The sequence below is a fragment of the Micromonospora coerulea genome (genome assembly GCF_016598485.1).
GTDB lineage: Bacteria > Actinomycetota > Actinomycetes > Mycobacteriales > Micromonosporaceae > Micromonospora > Micromonospora coerulea.
The window spans coordinates 406091-425043 of record NZ_JAEMUW010000003.1 but is presented as its reverse complement, the minus strand read 5'-3'; the positions used below and the strand labels follow the sequence as shown (position 1 = coordinate 425043).

At 70.0% G+C, this 18953-nt stretch carries 18 protein-coding genes and 1 pseudogene; 15 read left to right on the top strand and 4 right to left on the bottom strand.

Going from position 1 to position 18953, the window contains the following annotated elements; translation table 11 throughout:
• Positions 1–481, bottom strand: a pseudogene (locus I8N68_RS06625) (XRE family transcriptional regulator); the annotation flags it as partial.
• Between the two features lie 177 nt (positions 482–658).
• On the opposite strand from I8N68_RS06625, the gene I8N68_RS06620 reads away from it, so the two are divergent.
• From I8N68_RS06620 to I8N68_RS06555, 14 genes are all read left to right on the top strand, one after another.
• The gene (locus tag I8N68_RS06620) at positions 659–976 is read left to right on the top strand and encodes a hypothetical protein (RefSeq protein WP_200208933.1); all 318 of its coding nucleotides are present in this window, start codon (positions 659–661) and stop codon (positions 974–976) included.
• A gap of 239 nt (positions 977–1215) precedes the next feature.
• Positions 1216–2139, top strand: coding sequence for a hypothetical protein (locus I8N68_RS06615; RefSeq protein ID WP_307812650.1), 924 nt, complete (start codon positions 1216–1218; stop codon positions 2137–2139).
• An 83-nt stretch (positions 2140–2222) separates the two neighbouring features.
• Complete coding sequence (locus I8N68_RS06610; RefSeq protein ID WP_200208932.1) at positions 2223–3095, top strand: FtsK/SpoIIIE domain-containing protein; 873 nt, start codon at positions 2223–2225, stop codon at positions 3093–3095.
• Positions 3092–3550: a hypothetical protein gene (locus I8N68_RS06605; RefSeq protein WP_200208931.1), complete on the top strand. Its 459-nt coding sequence runs from the start codon at positions 3092–3094 to the stop codon at positions 3548–3550. The genes I8N68_RS06610 and I8N68_RS06605 overlap by 4 nt, the downstream gene beginning before the upstream one ends.
• 100 nt (positions 3551–3650) lie before the next feature.
• Entirely contained in the window at positions 3651–4088 is a 438-nt protein-coding gene (locus tag I8N68_RS06600) for a DUF6197 family protein (protein WP_200208930.1), read from the top strand.
• Entirely contained in the window at positions 4085–4384 is a 300-nt protein-coding gene (locus I8N68_RS06595; protein WP_200208929.1) for a hypothetical protein, read from the top strand. Before I8N68_RS06600 ends, I8N68_RS06595 begins: the two co-directional genes overlap by 4 nt.
• Entirely contained in the window at positions 4381–4731 is a 351-nt protein-coding gene (locus tag I8N68_RS06590) for an RRQRL motif-containing zinc-binding protein (protein WP_200208928.1), read from the top strand. Before I8N68_RS06595 ends, I8N68_RS06590 begins: the two co-directional genes overlap by 4 nt.
• On the top strand, positions 4728–5021 hold the full coding sequence (locus I8N68_RS06585; RefSeq protein ID WP_200208927.1) for a hypothetical protein: 294 nt from the start codon (positions 4728–4730) through the stop codon (positions 5019–5021). The genes I8N68_RS06590 and I8N68_RS06585 overlap by 4 nt, the downstream gene beginning before the upstream one ends.
• Positions 5011–5748: a hypothetical protein gene (locus tag I8N68_RS06580; protein WP_200208926.1), complete on the top strand. Its 738-nt coding sequence runs from the start codon at positions 5011–5013 to the stop codon at positions 5746–5748. Before I8N68_RS06585 ends, I8N68_RS06580 begins: the two co-directional genes overlap by 11 nt.
• On the top strand, positions 5745–6011 hold the full coding sequence (locus I8N68_RS06575) for a hypothetical protein (protein WP_200208925.1): 267 nt from the start codon (positions 5745–5747) through the stop codon (positions 6009–6011). The genes I8N68_RS06580 and I8N68_RS06575 overlap by 4 nt, the downstream gene beginning before the upstream one ends.
• Positions 6011–7783, top strand: coding sequence for a replication initiator (locus I8N68_RS06570; protein WP_200208924.1), 1773 nt, complete (start codon positions 6011–6013; stop codon positions 7781–7783). Before I8N68_RS06575 ends, I8N68_RS06570 begins: the two co-directional genes overlap by 1 nt.
• 28 nt (positions 7784–7811) lie before the next feature.
• Positions 7812–8087, top strand: coding sequence for a helix-turn-helix domain-containing protein (locus I8N68_RS06565; protein WP_200208923.1), 276 nt, complete (start codon positions 7812–7814; stop codon positions 8085–8087).
• Complete coding sequence (locus I8N68_RS06560; RefSeq protein ID WP_234038834.1) at positions 8087–9358, top strand: tyrosine-type recombinase/integrase; 1272 nt, start codon at positions 8087–8089, stop codon at positions 9356–9358. The genes I8N68_RS06565 and I8N68_RS06560 overlap by 1 nt, the downstream gene beginning before the upstream one ends.
• A 342-nt stretch (positions 9359–9700) precedes the next feature.
• Positions 9701–10504, top strand: coding sequence for an HAD family hydrolase (locus I8N68_RS06555; protein WP_200208922.1), 804 nt, complete (start codon positions 9701–9703; stop codon positions 10502–10504).
• Positions 10505–10540: 36 nt separating this feature from the next.
• Here the strand turns inward: I8N68_RS06555 and I8N68_RS06550 are convergent, their stop codons facing one another.
• Positions 10541–11287 carry a Fic family protein gene (locus I8N68_RS06550; protein ID WP_200208921.1) on the bottom strand — a complete coding sequence of 249 codons (747 nt, stop codon included), beginning with the start codon at positions 11285–11287 and terminating at the stop codon, positions 10541–10543.
• Between the two features lie 354 nt (positions 11288–11641).
• Between I8N68_RS06550 and acs the strand changes: the two genes are divergently transcribed.
• Positions 11642–13603: an acetate--CoA ligase gene (acs, locus tag I8N68_RS06545; protein ID WP_200208920.1), complete on the top strand. Its 1962-nt coding sequence runs from the start codon at positions 11642–11644 to the stop codon at positions 13601–13603.
• A 60-nt stretch (positions 13604–13663) separates the two neighbouring features.
• On the opposite strand, the gene I8N68_RS06540 is transcribed toward acs, so the two are convergent.
• Complete coding sequence (locus I8N68_RS06540) at positions 13664–14275, bottom strand: FixH family protein (RefSeq protein ID WP_200208919.1); 612 nt, start codon at positions 14273–14275, stop codon at positions 13664–13666.
• A gap of 57 nt (positions 14276–14332) precedes the next feature.
• Complete coding sequence (locus tag I8N68_RS06535) at positions 14333–18922, bottom strand: hypothetical protein (protein ID WP_200208918.1); 4590 nt, start codon at positions 18920–18922, stop codon at positions 14333–14335.
• Between the last annotated feature and the right edge of the window lie 31 nt (positions 18923–18953).

The window sequence follows — 18953 nt, the reverse complement described above, 5'->3', positions numbered from 1 at the left end:
CCATGACGCCGGGCGTACCCTCCTCGACGCTCTTCCGCTCGATTGCGGCGCTGGTCGGATCGCCGAGCATAATCGTCACCGAAACACCGTCAAGAGCCTTTTGACGCAAAGTGTCGACGAGCCTCGGGTCTTGCTCAACGAGAAATAGGCCGGCATAAGCCAGTACGTCGATCCGCTTCTCTGCCCGATCTATCAGTCGACGCCATACGTCGTAGGGCACTGACGATCGCCGCGAGTAGAGCTGGACTACCTCGCTCTGCCCGATTCTCGATGCCTTCTCCGGGCTCACCGCCCCCGGCCACAGGTACGACTCGTCCTCACGCACGATCGCCGCGATGGCGTGCCGATGGCGCGGGTAGGGCGTCCGGTCCTGTGTGATCCAGCGTTCCACGGTCTTCGGGTCGACACCGATCCCCTCGGCCACCAGAACAGGCGTCAGGCCATTGCGCAGAATCGAGTCCCGCAGTCGGTCGTTTGGCATTCGACCCTCCTTAAGGGACGACTGGGACACATTCACGATAACGAAGACGTCCGTAGTCGTCCAGCCCAACGGTCGGGCTGTCCTCGTCTTTTCGGGAGCCTTACCCGCAGAGGCCACGAGCAAGAGTCCACCGGGGACAAGCTCAAGAAAATCGGCCAGAGACACAGGAGGTCTGTTGTGAAGCTGTACGTAGACACCAAGGCGAAGCAGGTGACGGTGTCGAAGGACCCGGAGCCGAAGAACGACCAGAACGGCAACCAGCGGTCGGAGAAGGGAACGGGCCGGCTCATGTGGTCGACCCAGGTCTTCGTTCTCGACGAGACGGGCGGTGAGGTCATCACCATCACCACGGCGGGTGAGAAGCCGGGCGTGATGGTGGGGCAGCTCATCGAGGTCGAGCAGTTGGAGGCCATTCCGTGGGCGACCAACGGGCGCAACGGCGTCGCGTTCCGTGCGATCTCGCTGAAGCCGAAGGCTGGTTCGGCGGCCAAGTAGTCCTTCGCACAGCGTGCTGTGTGAAGCCTCGTGGTGTCTCGCCTGATGCGGCCTGATGTCCGCTGATCTGAGAAACGAACGGTCCGGGAGTGGATCCGACTCCTACGCTCCCGGCCCGGTCACCGCCTGGGGCGGTGGCATCCCCGCAAGAGCTGGCGCGGGGTCGGTCCGACTCCTACATCTGCCGACCCCGTGCCCTCCAACTCATCCGCCCCAACTCGCGATTGGGAGGACTCGTCGTGTCCAAGTCTAGCCCTCGCCGCCCTTTTGGCGGAAAGTCCAACGGCACCATCACGGTGATCGAGGCCAAGGTTCACCGGTCCTCGGCACGGAACGCCCGGCTGGCGTTCATCCTCACGGCGGTCATCGTCGGCCTGCTTGCGGCCGTGGTGGCCGCTTCCTACATGCACCCCATCCTGGCCCTGTTCCTGGGCGCTCTCATCGGGGTCCCGCTGGGCGGCCTCGTCTGGGTGCTGGTCCGTATCTGGCCGGTGCTGCGGCTGCTGTGGTGGTGGACCCCCGAAATCGGGGTCACCACCTTCCTCGGTACTGGCTGGGTGCAGTTGGCCAACCACACGCCCATGCCGGTCACCTTCGCGGTGGTCGCCCTGGTCGTGGGCGTCCCGGCCGCCGTGCCGGTCACCCGCCGTGTCCTGGTCGCCTGGACCTGGTGCTTCGTGGTGCGGCACCGGCTGCGCGTGTGCTTCGCGCAGTTCATCATCGCCAACCAGTCCGGCAGCCTGCCGCTCATCCTGTGGGCTCGTCCCACACCCGTCGGTGAGCGGGTCTGGGTCTACCTGCGCCCCGGCCTGTCCCTCGCCGACCTGGAGGGCCGGCTTGACCGGATCGCGGTCGCCTGCCACGCCTCCACCGCCCTCATCGAACGGGCATCCGACGGCAACGCCGCCTACCTGCGCTTCGACATCAAGCGCCGCGAGGTCCTCACCGCCCAGGTGGGTTCCCCGCTCGTCGACGTCATCGATCCCGCCACCCCGGCCACCGACCGGCCTACGCCGGCTGTGCCGACGGCTCTGGACCTGCCCGACGTCGACATCCCCACCGTCACCCTGCCGGCGCAGAAGAAGCCGCCGGCCACCGCCAACGGCAGCAAGCCCGCGGCTTCGTCCTCCACCCCTGAGGACGACATCTCCGACTGGATCTGACCCCAACCCAACCTCGGTCGCGGAGAGCCGTGCGGGCTCGTTCGTGTGGCTCTCCGCGCCCACCTACGCCCAAGGAGGGCTGCATGACCACCGCTACCGCCCCGACCGCCGGGGTACCGGTGGGGCCTGGCCTGTCGATGTTCGACCCCATCTTCGTCGGCATCGACGAGTTCGGTCACCCCGTCTACATCACCCTCGCCTACCGCAACCTCCTCGCTGGCGGCGAACCCGGCGGAGGCAAGAGCGGCCTCCTTAACTGCATCGCCGCTCACGCCGCCCTTAGCGTGGACTCCCGCCTGGTCCTGCTCGACGGCAAGCTCGTCGAACTCGGCCAGTGGGAGGACTGTGCGGATGCGTTCATCGGCCCCGACATCACCGAGGCCCTGGCCGTCCTCAAACGGCTGCAGCTGGTGATGAACAACCGCTACGCCTGGCTGCGTGCCCACGGGCGCCGCAAGCTCACCGCCGCCGACGGGCTCTCGGTCATCACCGTCCTCGTCGACGAGATCGCCTTCTACTCGGCGACGGTCGGCACCAAGCAGGAGCAGGAAGAGTTCGTCGCTCTCCTGCGCGACCTGGTGGCACGGGGCCGCGCCGCCGGCATCCCCGTCGTGGCCGCCACCCAGCGGCCGTCCTTCGACATCATCCCAACCAGCCTGCGGGACCTGTTCGGCTACCGCGCTGCGTTCCGCTGCACCACACCTAACAGCTCGAACATCGTCCTCGGCCACGGCTGGGCCGAGCAGGGCTACACCGCCACCGACATCGCCCCCAGCAACCAGGGCGCGGCCTACCTCATCGCCGAAGGCGGCATCCCCCGCCGCATCAAGGTCGCCTACCTGACCGACGGCCAGATCGCCGGCATCGCCGACTACGCCGCCTGGATCCGCCGACCCCGGCCGTTACCGGCCCTCGTCCCCGACCTCACCCGCCTCGACCTGGGAGCAGCAGCATGACCGCCGTCGGCTACCGGAACATGACCGTGGTCGGCCTGCCCGAGCAGGTCGCCAACGTCCTACGCAACCACCACAACGCCGGAACCCTGGTCGCGATGACCGCACCCCGGCCCGTCTCGGCCACCGATCCGCGCATCCGCGTCAACGTCCGACTCCTAGACACCACCACCCCGGCTATCCGGCCGGTCCGGGTCACCTCGATGCGGGAGCACATCACCAACCGGGTCCAGCCCGCCCAGCAGCGACGCATCCGCCGCCGCATCGCCATCGCGGCCACCGTCACCGCCGCTGTCGTCGCCCTGGTCGCGGCCGTCGCCTACCTCGTCGACCAGCTGGTCACGTTCCTGGCCGACCATGCCGCTCTCATCGCCGGCCTCCTGGCCATCGCGGCGCTCATCCTCGCCGCCCTGCGAAGCGCAGTCGGCAGCGGAAAACGCCACTGCCCCGGCTGCTGACCGCACCCAAGAAACGGCCGACGGAACCGGCCTCAGCCCTGCAAAGCGAATCCGGTTCCGCCGACCACCAACCAACAGCCCTCGAAAGGACGTGGCTGCCATGAAGGCTACCCACAACCCACCCTCTACCGCGCCGGTCACCCCTGCTGACCTGCTGCGGATGGCTGCCCTCTACCTGCGCCGGCACGGCTGGCACCAGGGCACCTACTACGCCACCACCGACACCCCGACCCCGCCGGCCTGCGCCGTCGGGGCCATCGGCATGGCCTGCGCCGGACACGCGGTCAACCACTTCTCCGACCTCAACCCGGACGACCGGACCGCCTACCTCGACGCGATCGCGGCCCTGACCGACTACCTCGACCAGGACTACCCCATCCACCACGTCGACGACGACGGCTACTGGCTCGACGAACACACCTCCCCCTACTCCTGGAACGACGACCCGCTCTGCACCGCAGAGCACGTCATCTCCGCCCTACAGGGCGCGGCGAAGGAGTGGGACCGCCTCCACACCCAGGGAGGCGAGAACCGATGAGCACTGTCAAGCACACCTTGACGCACGTCCCGCGATCCCGCCGTCGCCGTGAGGTCGTCGAGAACGACCAGTTCGCGGCCTTCGCTCGGCGCATCATCCGCGCCCACGGCCGCCGCGTCGCCACCGGAGACGTCGAAGCCCTCCGCGACCTCGTCGCCCTGTCCGCCGTCATCGACGACGCCATCGGCGAAGCCGTCATCGGGCTGCGGGCCTTCGGCTACTCCTGGGCCGAAATCGGCCAACGGCTGGGCATCTCCCGCCAGGCCGCCCAGCAGCGCTGGGGAGGCCAGTCATGACCGCATTCACCTACGACCCGGCCAACGCCAGCGATGAGTTCCCCACCTACCCCTATCGCCTCGCCCCGAAGGGGCTGGCCACGCGCCGGCAATTGCGTGCCGCCGGCCTGCGACCCGGCGGTCATGACGCCGTCGCGCAGATCCTCTGGCGGCGCGGCAAGCGCGTCGCCTACCTCTACCGCCTCGACCTCGCCGCACCCAAACGCACGGCCACTCCCGCCCAGCGGGAGGCCATCGCCAAGGCCCTGCGAGCCCGGCGCACCTGCCGCCACTGCGGCGTCGTGCAGCCCTACTACATCCCCCGCCGTACCGGCTCCTGCCTCGACTGCACCGGAGGTGCCCGATGACCACCGCCATCACGAACCTCGCCGCCCAGGAGCGGATGACCCCGGACGACTACGTCATCACGGCCCTCGCGCAGGATTTCGCCGCACGCGGTGAGCTGTCCTTCGAACGGTTCCTGTCCGGCTACTACGCCGAGTCCCTGCGCATCGTGCAGGAAGCGCACCTCGCCGACTGCACCGTTCCCGACGGTCAGGGCTGCAACACCTGCGCCGGCATCCGCGTCGGTCTCGCCGGCCTCGCCGCCGAAGAACGCGCTGTCACCTCCGGGGAGGTGACCACCCATGGCCGCTGACCACACCAGCAAGGCCACCCGGGTCGAGGGCCTGGTCCTGGTCCTCATCCTGCTCACCGTCGCCGGCTTCGCCGGTGCCGCCTCCTTCACCCACGTCAAGGACTGGACCCTCGCCAACTCCCCTACCGGGACCGGGGAATGGTTCGGCTGGGCCAACGCTGTCATCTCCGAACTCGTCCCCATCGCGTCCCTGCTGACCATCCGCCGACGCCGCCGGGCCGGAGCTCCGATCGGCTACCCGCTGTTCCTGCTCATCGCCGCCGCCGGGCTCTCCCTTTCCGCACAACTCGCCGTCGCCAAGGCCGGCCCCTCCGGCTGGCTGCTCTCCGCCGTTCCAGCTCTGGCGTTCATGGCCCTGGTGAAGCTCGTCCTCGCTCCCGCCCCAGTGCGGGTGGACACTCCGCCGGCTGAGTCGGCCGAGCCGATCCGGGTCCAGGTGGCCGAGCAGGTCACCGAGCCGGCACCGCCGGCTGCCATCACCCCGGCTCCCGAACCGACCCCGGCCACCACGCCGCCGCCGGCCGCCGAGCCGGTGCCTGTCACCGTGCCGGCCCCTGAGCCGGTCGACGTCCCCGCCCACCTGCTGCCCATGGCCCGCTTCGCCGCCGTGCAACACGAACAGTCCACCGGAGCACTCATCACGCCCGCCGAGCTGGCTGACCGGCTCGACGTCGCCCCGGCCGTTGCCGGGCGACTCCTCACCACCCTGACCGGTGGTGCCCGATGACCATCTACCTCGTCGACGTCGAGCAGGTCATCCACACCTGCCCCGGCGAACCTGAGCCGCACCCATACGACATCCGCCGCACGCTCGTCGACGTCATCCCCGGCGCCCCTTGCCGGGCACCGGTCACCATCCGCTGCGGCCAGGTGACCACCACCATCCCCTGCTATCGGCACGAGCCGGCCAAGCGCCAGTGCGGCGCCTGCCGGGTCATCGTCACCGAACGAACCATCATCAACCACCACCCCACCGGGGTGGCGGCTTGATGGCCTCGACGCTGGACCTCACCCCCCAGACTTCGGCCCGGGGGGTGGGCTCGAACGCCGACACCATCGTCTACGGCTACACCGCCGCCGGCTCCGCCTTCGAACGCGCCACCCGCCCCGACTACTTCGGCTGGCTGGAGCACGTCCGCGCCGCCGCCGGCTGCACCCGCCCCATCCGCCTCGCCGGCCAACTCCTCACCGTCGACCCGTCCACGAGCCGCGTACTCGATCAGCGGAACACCGACGGCATGCCCGACGCCGCCATCTACACCGCGTGCGGCAACCGGCGGGCCACGGTCTGCCCCTCCTGCGCCCAGACCTACCAGCGCGACGCCTATCAACTCCTGCGCGCCGGCCTCATCGGCGGCAAGGGCGTCCCCGAAACGGTGTCCCAGCACCCGGCGGTGTTCCCCACGTTCACCGCCCCGTCCTTCGGCCCCGTACACGTCCGGGTGGTCAAGCGGCACACCTGCCGGGATCGGAAGCGCTGCGACTGCCGACCCGAGCCGTGCCACGCCCGCCGCGACACCGGCCTCTGCGAGCACGGCCGCCCCGCCGTCTGCTGGGCACGCCACGAGCCCGACGACCAGGTCCTCGGGCAGCCGCTGTGCCTGGACTGCTACGACCACGACCACCAGGTCGTGTGGAACCTGTTCTCCGGGGAACTGTGGCACCGCACCAAGCAAGCCGCGGAGCGCCACCTGGCCAAGCTCGCCCGCCGGCGGGGCATCCCCTGGGTCGAGGTCGTCACCGCCTCCGGCAACACCCGCATGGTTCCGCCGGTCCGGCTCTCGCACGGCAAGGCGGCCGAGTTCCAGGCACGCGGCGCGGTGCACTTCCACGCCCTGGTGCGCCTCGACGGTGTCGACCCGACCGACCCGACTGCCGTCGTCCCCCCGCCGGCCGGGTTCACCGTCGCCGACCTGGAAGACGCCCTCCGGGCCGCCGCCGGGCAGGTCGCGTTCACCACCCCCGGCCACCCGGACCGGCCCGAGGGCTGGCCGATTGCCTGGGGCGAGCAGGTCGACATCCGCCCCATCAGCCTGACCGGCCGGGGAGAAGTCAGCGACAGCATGGTCGCCGGCTACCTTGCCAAGTACGCCGCCAAGAGCACCGAGGTAACCGGGCACCGCTCCGTCAGGCTCGACGCCGACTCGATCGGCGACTACGCCGACCCCGACGGCGATCACACCGCCCGCCTCATCGACGCCTGCTGGCGCATCGGCCGACCCACCAGCACACCGCTTCCGCTCTCCCAGCGGCCCCGGGACCGTCGGCCCGCACCCGGCTTCGTCGAGCGGTGGGAGTGCCCCGACTGCGGCACCCACACCCGCTACGCCGCCTGCCCCGTCTGCATCGCCCACCGTCAAGCCACCCTTGACGCCCAACCGGCCAGCAGACCGACGGCCAACCCTTACGCCCGGCTGCGTCGCTGGGCACACATGCTCGGCTTCGGCGGCCACTTCCTCACCAAAGCCCGCCGCTACTCGATCACCTTCCAACTCCTGCGCGACAACCGCGTGAGGTTTCGCCGGCACGAGGACCAGGTCGACGAGCACACCGGCACCGTCCAGGCCGTCGACCACCCCGACGACACCACCCTCGTCGTCGGCACCCTCACCTTCGCCGGAGTCGGCTGGCACACCACGGGAGACGCCCTCCTCGCCAACACCGCCGCCGCCCTCGCCCGCGAACGACGAACCACCGGCCGCGAAGAACTCGCCCACGAACTCGCCACCGTCCCGGCCGGCACCGCGCCGGCTGCCGCCTGACCCGACAGACCTGAGGAGGTCACCCGCAATGAGCACCACCGCCCGCACCAGCCCCGTCGTCCGGCTCGTCCCCCGCAGCGGCGCGACAGCCGTTGAGCCGGTCACCTACACCGTCCGGGAGGTCGCCAAGCTGCTCGGCATCTCGCTCGGCAGCACCTACGCCCTCGTCCGGGACGGAACGATCCCGGCGACCCGACTCGGTGGTCGCTGGCTCATCCCTCGCACCCGCTTCCACGCCTGGCTCAACGGCATCACCGAGCAACCAACTGCCGCCACCGGCACCGAGCACGGGCGGAGGCGCTGATGGGATTCGTTCGCAAGACTCCGGCCGGCGCTTTCCGCGCCTGCTGGCGTGACCCCGCTGGGGCGCAGAAGTCGAAGAGCTTCCGCACAAAGCGGGAGGCCAACGCCTTCCTGGCGGAGATCGAGGGCAGCCTCAACCGGGGCACCTACGTCAACCCGCACGCCGGGCGTACCAGGTTCGGCGACTTCGCTCAGCAGTGGCTGGCCACCAGGACCGTCGAGGCACGCACTGCCGAGCGAACGGTCTCCATGCTCCGCGCACACGTCCTGCCGAAGTGGGGCGACTGGCCGCTCGGGAAGGTCGACTTCATGTCGGTGCAGGAGTGGGTGACCAGCCTCGGTCGGGACCTCGCCCCCGCCACCGTGTCCAGGTGCTACCACCTGCTGTCGATGATCCTCCGGACGGCGGTTCAGGCACGGCTGATCGCTGCCAACCCGGCGGAAGGGGTGAAGCTACCTCGTGATCGGTCCCGGGACGTCAAGCCGGTCACGATCAGCCGAGAGGAGTTCTTCGGTCGCCTGCTCCCGGCCATACCGCCGCCTCATCGGGCGATCGTCTCCGCCGCCGCCGGGGCCGGTCTGCGCTGGGGCGAGTGCGCCGGCCTGACGTGGTCCTCAGTCGACCTCGACCGAGCCTCGCTGCGTGTGGTCCAGGTGGCCGAGGAGACCCACGGCGGCATCGTGCTCCGCCCGTACCCGAAGAGCCGCGCCGGGGTGCGGATCGTGCCGCTGCCCGGGTTCCTCCTGGCCGCGCTCCGGGAGCTGCACGCCTCCTCCGAGACTCCGGACCCGCGCACGCTGGTCTTCCGCGACAGGGTCGGGCGCCCGCTGCGCCGGTCGAACTTCCGCCGTCGGGTCTGGCTGCCCTCGCTCGTCCGCGCCGGCCTGCTCGGCCAGGTGGTCAACGCCGGACCGCACCGATTCCGTGCCGTCTGGCCCGACCGGGAGGGCGTCGAGTGGTCGGCGGAGTTCACCACCGACCGGGAGGCGATCGCCTGCGTAGCGGCCAAGGCCGCGGGCGGTATGCGGTTCCACGACCTGCGCCACGCCTACGCCACCTGGCTTGTCACTGACGGCGTCCCGATCAACCTCGTGCAGCGGGTCATGGGCCACGAGCAGGCGTCCACGACGCTCAATCGTTATACGCACACGCCGGACGACTACGCCGCCCGTGTCCTCGCGGCCTTCAACAGTGCTGCTGCCTCTCTGCTGCCTCCGGGCGAGGAAACGTCCTCGGGTGAGGCCTTCGACGGGATCGGAGACGACCTGTGACCTGCGGCGGAGCGCTCAGCCAGAGAAGGGACGACCCCCGTCGGGGGGAGACGGGGGTCGTCGGAGGTTCGGCTCCGGGGGGGTAGAGCCGAACCCACTCAGCGGTCACGGGGGGTGCAACCGCCGAGGGTCTGCCGGTCGACGGGAAGTGAACTTCCGTCGCGAGCACAAGCATGCCGCAATGGACCGGTATACGTCGAGTGGTGCGTGCTCCACCCACCGCTAATTTGTGTTCGGAGAGTGTGATCGCGGTCACTCTCAGCAGGGACGCCAATCACTGCCCACGGGCCGAAGACCCCGCGCACCCGCCATCGACGGGCCGTCGGGCTAGACTTTCGCGCCGTGGGCCGAAGTGCCGCTTTCTTCGATCTGGACAAGACCGTCATCGCCAAGTCGAGCGCCCTGGCGTTCGGTCGGCCGTTCTACCGGGACGGGCTGATCACCCGGCGAGACGTGGTCAAGTCGGCGTACGCGCAGCTGATGTTCCGGCTGGGCGGCACCGACGAGCAGACCATGGCCCGGACCCGGGACTACCTGGCCACGCTCTGCAAGGGTTGGCAGGTGGAGCAGGTCCGCCAGATCGTCGCGGAGACGCTGCACGAGCTGATCAACCCCTACGTGTACGCCGAGGCCGCCGCGCTGATCGAGGAGCACCAGGCCGCCGGGCGGGACGTCGTGCTGGTCTCCGCCTCCGGCGAGGAGATGGTCCGCCCCATCGGTGAGCTGCTCGGGGTGACGGACGTGATCGCCACCCGGATGACGGTCGAGGACGGCCGGTACAGCGGCGAGGTCGAGTTCTACGCCGCCGGGCCGAGCAAGGTCGACGCGGTGGGCGAGCTGGCCACCGCACGCGGCTACGACCTGGCCGACTCGTACGCCTACTCCGACTCGTACAGCGACCGGCCGCTGCTGGAGTGCGTGGGCCATCCCACCGTGGTCAACCCGGACCGGGCGCTGCGCAAGTTGGCGGTGGAGAACTCGTGGCCGGTGCTGGAGTTCCGGCACCCGGTGCCGCTGGGCCGCCGGCTGCGCGAGCGGCCCGCCGTGCCGGTCGCCGCGGCGGCGCTTGGCGTCGGCGTCGGGGTGGCCATCGGCATCGCCTGGTACGGCCGGCACCGCCGCGGCAAGGTCGCCCCGGTCACCTGACCGCTCACCGAAGCTGCGCTGGCGGACGGCGGCGGGTCAGGAGGCGGCGAGCACCTCGTCGCCGATGAGCTCGATCTGGTCCGCGCCGACCTCCACCGCGGTCATGTAGTGCCGCAGCCAGGAGCGCAGCCCGTCCGGGGTGCCGGTGGCGAAGGCCCCGGCCGCGCCGACGTACTCCGGTTCCCGCTCGTGGTGGCCGACGTCGACGGCGACCAGCCCGCGCGGGTCGAGGCCGCTGGCGAGCAGCACCAGCCGGGCGGCGGCCCGGGCCACGACGCCGGACGGCCCGGCGAACGGGCGCAAATTCAGCAGCTCGCCGTGCACGACGGCGGCCAGTACCAGCGGCGAGACCTTGGTGCCACCGGCGACCAGGCCGGCCAGCCCGTCGAGGCGTGCCGCCACCACCGGGTCGGTCACCGGCCGGCCCAGCTCGGGTTCCGCCACCACGTCGCGGGCGGCGAGGACGTGCAGCTTGGCGAGGGCCTGGCGCGGCGCCTTCGGCCAGAGCTCACTGAGCCCGGGGAGCGCCCCGGCGACCCGCAACGCGCCCTGAAGTACGGGGTCGGTGACCGTACCGGCGCGGACCGCCTCGCGCTCGTGCGTACGCCCCTCGAGCGCGGCGCTGGCCACCGCGGACCGCAGGCTGACCTCGGCCGCGACCTGGCCACCGTGCCGGCGCAGCGCGCGGTGCCGGTGGGCCTGGTCGACCCGGTCGCGGGCACGCTCGACGGCGGGCGCGATGTCGGCGAGCGCGAGCAGCGGGGCGAGCGGATCGGTGGTCACCCCGCCACGCTAGCGATCCGGGCGACCCGGCCGGGCACCACCCGGCCGCAACGCGACCCGGGCCACCCGCACGGTATGCCGGTTCGCCATCCGGCGATCCCGGCCGGCCGGACGCCACCACCTTGGCGAAACCGAGTCGATCACCGATCGCCGTCCCACCCGGTCACCGGCCTGGCCGGACGGCGGCACGCGGGGCGGGGGCACGCCGTCGCGCCACCCGGAGCGGCGCGCCGCCGGGCGCGCGACGGGGTCCGCTGAGCGCGTGGGCGGTCATCGGGCTGTCGCGGGCGGGCGGCGCCGCGACTAACCTCAGCCGGGTAGGAGACGCAGGTCACGCGACGAAGGAGTTACCGCATGAGCGAGGCATTGGCCAACTTGTTGAACGAGACGCGCCAGTTCCCGCCGCCTGCCGAACTCGCCGCGCACGCCAACGTCACCGCCGAGGCGTACGCCGAAGCCGACGCGGACCGGCTGGGCTTCTGGGAGCGCCAGGCCGGGCGGCTGGCCTGGTCGAAGCAGTGGGACGAGGTGCTGGACTGGTCGAACCCGCCGTTCGCGAAGTGGTTCGTCGGTGGGCAGCTCAACGTGGCGTACAACTGCCTGGACCGGCACGTGGAGGCCGGCCGGGGCGACAAGGTGGCGATCCACTGGGAGGGCGAGCCGGGTGACACCCGCACCGTCACCTACGCCGACCTGCACAAGCTCACCTGCCAGGCCGCGAACGCACTGACCGAGCTGGGCGTGACGGCGGGCGACCGGGTGGCGATCTATCTGCCGATGATCCCGGAGGCGGCCGTCGCGATGCTGGCCTGCGCCCGGATCGGCGCCACGCACAGCGTGGTCTTCGGCGGCTTCTCGGCGGACGCGCTGACCAACCGGATCCAGGACGCCACGGCCAAGGTGGTGATCACCGCGGACGGTGGCTACCGGCGGGGCAAGCCGTCGGCGCTCAAGCCGACGGTGGACGAGGCGGTGGCGAACTGCCCGTCGGTGGAGCACGTGCTGGTGGTCCGCCGCACCGGCGAGGACGTCGCCTGGTCGGCGAAGGACCACTGGTGGCACGAGACGGTGGAGAGCGCCCCGGTCGAGCACACCGCGCAGCCGTTCGACACCGAGCACCCGCTGTTCATCCTCTACACCAGCGGCACCACCGCCCGACCGAAGGGCATCCTGCACACCACCGGCGGCTACCTGACCCAGACGTCGTACACCACGCACGCGGTCTTCGACCTGAAGCCGGAGACGGACGTCTACTGGTGCACCGCCGACATCGGCTGGGTCACCGGGCACTCCTACATCGTGTACGGCCCGCTCTCCAACGGCGCCACCCAGGTGATGTACGAGGGCACCCCGGACACCCCGCACAAGGGCCGGTTCTGGGAGATCGTCGACAAGTACAAGGTGACGATCCTCTACACCGCGCCGACGCTGATCCGCACCATGATGAAGTGGGGCGAGGACATCCCGGCCGGCTACGACCTGTCCTCGCTGCGGCTGCTCGGCAGCGTTGGCGAGCCGATCAACCCGGAGGCGTGGATCTGGTATCGCCAGCACGTCGGCGGCGGTGAACTGCCGATCGTGGACACCTGGTGGCAGACCGAGACCGGCGCGATCATGATCTCCCCGCTGCCCGGCGTGACCGCCGCCAAGCCGGGCTCGGCGATGACCCCGCTGCCCGGCATCGTCGCCGACGTCGTGGACGACCAGGGCCGGTCGGTGCCGAACGGCGGCGGTGGGTACCTGGTGCTCCGCGAGCCGTGGCCGTCGATGCTGCGCACTATCTGGGGCGACGACAACCGGTTCATCGAGACCTACTGGAGCCGGTTCGAGGGTATGTACTTCGCCGGCGACGGGGCCAAGAAGGACGACGACGGGCACATCTGGCTGCTCGGCCGGGTCGACGACGTGATGCTGGTGTCGGGGCACAACATCTCCACCACCGAGGTGGAGTCGGCCCTGGTCAGCCACCCGTCGGTGGCGGAGGCGGCGGTGGTCGGCGCGACCGACCCGACCACCGGGCAGGCGATCGTCGCGTTCGCCATCCCGCGCGGCAGCACGGACATCTCCGGCGAGGCGGGCGAGCAGTTGATCACCGACCTGCGCAACCACGTGGCGAAGACGCTCGGCCCGATCGCCAAGCCCCGGCAGATCATGCTGGTGCCGGAGCTGCCGAAGACCCGCTCCGGCAAGATCATGCGCCGGCTGCTGCGGGACGTGGCGGAGCACCGGTCACTCGGCGACGTCACCACGCTCCAGGACTCCTCGGTGATGGAGCTGATCTCCTCGGGCATGCAGGGCGGCAAGGCCGAGGACTGATCCGGTACGGACGACGATGGGCGGGCCCGACGGGGCCCGCCCATCGCCTTTGTCATCCCGTCACTTCTTCGGCTGCACCGTGCCGACCTCCAACCGCTGGTTGGCGGTGGAGGCCATCGGCTGCTTCACCTCGACGGTGATGTTGTACTCACCCGCCATCGGCACGTTCGTGAGGGCCTGGTAGACGCCCGGCTGCCCGGGCGCCTCGGCCATCACGATCGGACCCGACTTGTGCGCCATCGGCATGGCGACCATGTCGGTGTACGCCACGACCTGCCCCTTGATGATCGGGTCGTAGCTGGTCGGGGAGCTGACCTTCGCCGCGATCCGCACCTGGAGGTCGCCCAGGTGCTCGCTGTCGATCGAGATCGCCGCCTGCGGCTGCTTCTGCTGGTCGCCCTGGCCGTGCCGCTCGGCCGGCGCCGTCTTCGCGGCCGCCGGGGCGACGCCCCGGGGCCGGGTGACCAGGAAGCCGACCACCCCGACCAGCAGGGCGGCGGTCATCCCGACGCAGATGCCCAGGAGCAGGCCCTGACGGAACCGGTTCGGTCCCCGCCGGCGCGGCCGGCGCCCCCGCCGGGCCGGTTTCCCGGCCCGGGCCGGCTTGCCGGCGGACGCCGGACGGCCCAGCATCTCGTCGGAGAGCCGCAGCTTCTCCTTCAGCGCGGTCACCGTCGGCACCGCCCTTGCGTCCACATGTCGTCCTGCATGCTGGTGACTCCTCCTCGCCTACGCCGCCGGGCCGCTGCCGGCGACCGGCCGATCCGGGAGCGCGATCAGGCCGGTCCGACCCGCGGCGTGCACCCGGAAGATGCCCCATTGGCCGCCGGTGAGGTGCCGGGCCAGGGTGCCGGAGCGGTACAGGTAGTCACCGGCCGCTCCGCGTCGCCCACCGGCGCCGCCGTTGGCCGCCGGGTCCAGCACGATCTGGTACGAAACACCCGGGTTGAACTGCCCCTGCGCCGCCGCGAGCTGGGACTGCGAGTCGTGTGGCCCGCGCCGCCACAGATGGCCGTGCAGTGCGAAACTCGTCGAACGGGGATCACCGACCGCCTGGCCGACGTGGAACACCGTCTTGTCCCCGCCGTACGCCTGGAACGTCGGGGTGGACGGATCCCCGTGGACGTACGAACTGAAGATGTTGGTGATGTTCTGGTCGTTGGCGTACCGGTGGGCCCAGGGCTCGTTGCTGTAGTTGATGCCGAACTCGCCCTGGTCCTCAGCGTCGTCGGCCACCATGCTCGGCGTCAGGCTCAGGTCGAAGTTGTCCGGCACCGGCTGGTCGTCGGCGACGTTGCCGTTGGTGTCCTTGCGGAACAGCGCCAGGTCGCTGTTCATCAGCACGATGTTCTCCCGGTAGTCCGCGACGTTCGGATTGGAGATCACCGCGCTGACGCCGCTGGCCAGCGGGGCGCCCGTGGTCGGGTTGAGGTAGGTGCTGCCCGCCGGCTCGATGATCAGCGCCCCGTACAGGCCGTGCGAGGCGTGGTGCATCGGGTCGGCCATGTCGCGCAGCATCGCCATGCCGGCGGCGGGCACATACCACCGGTAGGTCACCTGCTCGCCCGGCCCCGCCGTGCGGTCGTAGCCATGGATCGCGCCGACGTTCACCCCCGCGGAGAAGCTCCAGTGGTCGGTCAGCTGGGGCCGCATCGACACCCGGTTGCTCACTGGCAGCGGCAGGAACCCGGGAATATTGACCTCGTCCTTGGGTGGCTGGTCAAGGCAACCCGGGTAGCTGAGCGATCCGGTCCGATAACCCAACTGCCCCGGCTCCACGCCCTCGAAGCAGCTCGGCACCATCTTGGCCGGATCGAGCTTGTTCTTCAGCGTGACCTCGACACAGTCGCCCACGTTGGCCCTGATCACCAGAGGTTCGTTCTTGACGGTGTTGTTCGCCCAGTCTGACTCCAGGGCGTACTGCAGGCCGTGGGGATCGTGGTCACCGGCCTTGTTGTAGGTGATGTCCCGGTTGATCGCCACGACGCTGAACGCCTTCACCGGCGCCCCGTCGACGCACGGTGTTCCGGGCGGCGGGGTCCCGGTCGTCGGCTTCTCGTCGATGCAGTTCGCTGCGCTGGCGGTGTTGTCCGGCAACGGGTACAGCAGCGACTTCGGCGCCGGTGGCGGATCGTCCGGCCCCGATCCGACGGACGGGCCCCAGTACTGGCACCGCATGACCCGTAGATAGCCCCAGGCGCCCAGGAACATGTCGTCCGAGCCGCCCAGGAAGTAGAGCTGGTCCCGGTCCACCGGCCCGCCGCCCTTACGGCCTTCCGTCTGTGGTTTCACCTGCATCTCGAAGTATTCGAGAATGCCGATGTGCTGGGCGGAGACGACGTTGGAGTTGGGGTCCTTGGGCTCGTGCCTCCACCTGCCGTCCAGGTTGATGCCGTGCGACTCCTCCTGGGACAACTGGAATATCCGCCATTTGACCCGGTCGCCCTTGAACGCCATGGGCATCGGGGTGTACGGATTCCCGGAGAACTCGTCGGGGGCTGCGAACACCTGTGACGGATCCTTGTCCCGGCGCGCCTCGAACGGTTCCAACCGGTAGTTGATTCCCATCACGCCCTGGTCGTCGTTGCTGGACGGGAACTTGGCCGGCTGGATCGGCACGCCGTGGGCGGTGACGAACTGGTCGTCGTTGGTCGTGTTCGGATCCGGGTCCTTGAACATCGGCACGTGGTCCTCGATGAACAGGGACACGTTTCGGTAGTCGTATCCGTCGGTGACCTTGCCGTTGTAGTCGGTCGTGGCGGTGCACTGGACCGAGACGAAGGTGCCGATCGTGACCACCGCGTCGGTGACCGGGTGCCGGAAGGTGCAGCCGGCGTCGTGGATGGTGCCGCCGCCGAACAGCCCGGCGTCCTGATGGACGTTGGCGTAAAAGTGGTCGTGGAACGAGTTCGTGGACGTGTTCTCGTGCACGAAGTCGCGGTAGGTGATGGTCTGCCCGTTGCCGTCGGCCGCACCGTCCGCGCCCTGGTCGTAGTTCCAACCGTTGGCGGCACCGTCGGACGACAGCACATCGAACTGAACCATGTGCTGGTGCAGACCGACCTCGTTGGTGGTCTGGAGCCGGTCGAAGGTGGTGCCGCCGTACGTCATGGGCAGCTTGTTGGTCAGGTTGTAGACCACGCAGTCACCCACGTTGAGCAAGGGCGAGAAGGGCTCTGGCTTTTTGCCGGCCAGCACCGCGTCCCGCTCGGAGTCGAGCACGTAGACGCGGGATTGCGGATTTCGCCAGTTCACCTTCGGGTTGTAGACCTGGTTGAGCTGAATGGCCGAGATGTTGAAGGTCTTCACCGGCCGCCCGGTCGGGCAGGGGTTCTGGAAGAAGCCGCCCGGCACCTGGGCGCCGGTGTCGGCCGCGGCCTTCTCCTTGCTGGTCGGCGGGAAGACACCGCCCGTGCTGCGATCCGACACCCCCAGCGGAGGCTTCGGCGCCTTGTACCCGAAGACACCGGGCACGAAGTGCGGGAAGCCGGTCCTGGTGGCGTCCGGGGACGGCGGTGGGCTCAGCGAGCCACCCGGCTGGTAGTCGAAGTCCGCCAGCGGCTCCAACCGCGGGATGGGCGTGCCATCCGGGTTCTTTCGGGTCCCGTCCTCGAACTTGTCCAACGTGCGGTTCAAGCCCCACATGCCCGTGGCGAAGTGGGGGTAGAGGTGGCAGTGGAAGATGATGTCGCCGAAGGTGGCCTGCTTCGTCTTGTGCGACGAGCCGGCACCGCCCTGCACCACCAGGTCGTAGCTGGTGCCCGGGGAGACGGACTGGACGTCGAGGATGTTGGTCTTGCCGGTGACGTGGTCGGGGCTGCTGATCGCGTCCAGCCCGCCCTCGTTCTCCGGGTCGTACGCCCACCGGTTGACGTGCCAGTGGAAGGTGTGCGTCTCGAACTCGGCCGGGTGCAACAGCCGGACCTGGGTCGGCTCGCCCCGGTAGTTCGGGAAGACCAGGTCGCCGCCGCCCGGGTCGCCGTAGATCCACGACGACAGCGAGGTCTCCTCACCGACACACTCGTTTGCCTGGTAGCCCTGCCCGGCCACGGTGGCGGCGGGGCAGCCGATCTCCTCACGGTTGAAGGTCGGCTCGGCCCGGTAGTTGAAGGCGAACCACTCGAGCTTGACCGGCATCTCCTCGTGGTACTGGACGATGGCGTCCGCGTCACCTCCGCCCAACCCTGGCAGGGTGCCCTTGGTCATGACCGCCGTCTGGGCGGCGGTCGGTGCCACGCACTCGGAGCCGGTCTTGTCCTCCGAGGCGCCCCGGCAGTACCGGGTCAGGATGCCCGGCTCGGCCTCCACCTCGTCGTGCATGAAGAGCACGTGCTCGCGGAAGTCCTTGTTGTTCGGGCGCTTGATGATCGCCCGGGTGCCCGACGCGATCGGCCCGCCGGTACGCGAGTCGACCCAGGTGGCGTCGGTCGCCTCCACCACGATGGCGCCGAACGCCCCGAAGCCGTGCGAGCCGATGAACTTCACCTTGCCGGTGGAGTCCTTCGGCTGGGTCTGCCGGGAGCTGAAGTCGGCACCGTCCTTGAACTGGTACTCCCCCTCGGCCTGAGCGTGCAGCAGATAGGTGATCGACGCGCCCGGCGCGGCCGTCGAGTCCGGGTTGTCGCCGACCACGGTGCCGTCGCCGGTCTTGACGTCGTAGTCCAGACCGTCGAAGTGCATCGACGCGTTCGGTGCCGCGGTCGGGTCGAAGTCGATCTTCGGCGCGGAAAGCGCCGGCGCGAACTCGCGGGCGCCCAGGGTCGTCGACCCCGGCGCCTTCTTGATCTCGCCGGGCAACGGGTAGATCGCCGAGTCCCGGACCGTCCGGTCCAGCGTCGGCGCCGCCTCGTTCAGCCGGTTGGTGAAGTTGACCGTGACGCAGTCACCCTTGTTCACCCGCAGGGTGAGCGGCTCGATCAGGTCGTTCAGGTCCGCCTTGGTCGGGTCGGCGGCGGCCGCGAAGTTCTGCCGCACCGTGGCGATGTTCGAGTCGAGGATGTACATCCTGCCCTCGGGGACCACGTCCCCGAACCGGTTGAGGAAGATCGGCACGTTGATCAACGACACGTTGAACGACTTCGTCGGCGCCCCGGCGACGCAGGGGCTCACCGGCGTGCCGGCGGGCGGCGGCAGCGACGCGGCGGTGGCCTGGCTGACCATCCACATGGCACCGCCGGCGAGGGCCATCCAGAGTCCCGCGCCCACGGCGAGGGCCAGCCGGACCGGCCAGGTCGAGCGTCGGCGCGCGCCCACCAGGACGAAGGCGGCGAACGCCAGGATCAGTAGTAGGGGTGTGACATCGGCAGGTGTTGCGACCACATGGCCTCCCCGATATTGGGCCACGGGGAGC

Excerpts from the sequence above, each read along its gene's own strand:
- I8N68_RS06610 (WP_200208932.1), top strand. The coding sequence starts at position 2,223 with ATGACCACCGCTACCGCCCCGACCGCCGGGGTACCGGTGGGGCCTGGC.
- I8N68_RS06605 (WP_200208931.1), top strand. The coding sequence starts at position 3,092 with ATGACCGCCGTCGGCTACCGGAACATGACCGTGGTCGGCCTGCCCGAG.
- I8N68_RS06600 (WP_200208930.1), top strand. The coding sequence starts at position 3,651 with ATGAAGGCTACCCACAACCCACCCTCTACCGCGCCGGTCACCCCTGCT.
- I8N68_RS06595 (WP_200208929.1), top strand. The coding sequence starts at position 4,085 with ATGAGCACTGTCAAGCACACCTTGACGCACGTCCCGCGATCCCGCCGT.
- I8N68_RS06590 (WP_200208928.1), top strand. The coding sequence starts at position 4,381 with ATGACCGCATTCACCTACGACCCGGCCAACGCCAGCGATGAGTTCCCC.
- I8N68_RS06585 (WP_200208927.1), top strand. The coding sequence starts at position 4,728 with ATGACCACCGCCATCACGAACCTCGCCGCCCAGGAGCGGATGACCCCG.
- I8N68_RS06580 (WP_200208926.1), top strand. The coding sequence starts at position 5,011 with ATGGCCGCTGACCACACCAGCAAGGCCACCCGGGTCGAGGGCCTGGTC.
- I8N68_RS06575 (WP_200208925.1), top strand. The coding sequence starts at position 5,745 with ATGACCATCTACCTCGTCGACGTCGAGCAGGTCATCCACACCTGCCCC.
- I8N68_RS06570 (WP_200208924.1), top strand. The coding sequence starts at position 6,011 with ATGGCCTCGACGCTGGACCTCACCCCCCAGACTTCGGCCCGGGGGGTG.
- I8N68_RS06565 (WP_200208923.1), top strand. The coding sequence starts at position 7,812 with ATGAGCACCACCGCCCGCACCAGCCCCGTCGTCCGGCTCGTCCCCCGC.
- I8N68_RS06560 (WP_234038834.1), top strand. The coding sequence starts at position 8,087 with ATGGGATTCGTTCGCAAGACTCCGGCCGGCGCTTTCCGCGCCTGCTGG.
- acs (WP_200208920.1), top strand. The coding sequence starts at position 11,642 with ATGAGCGAGGCATTGGCCAACTTGTTGAACGAGACGCGCCAGTTCCCG.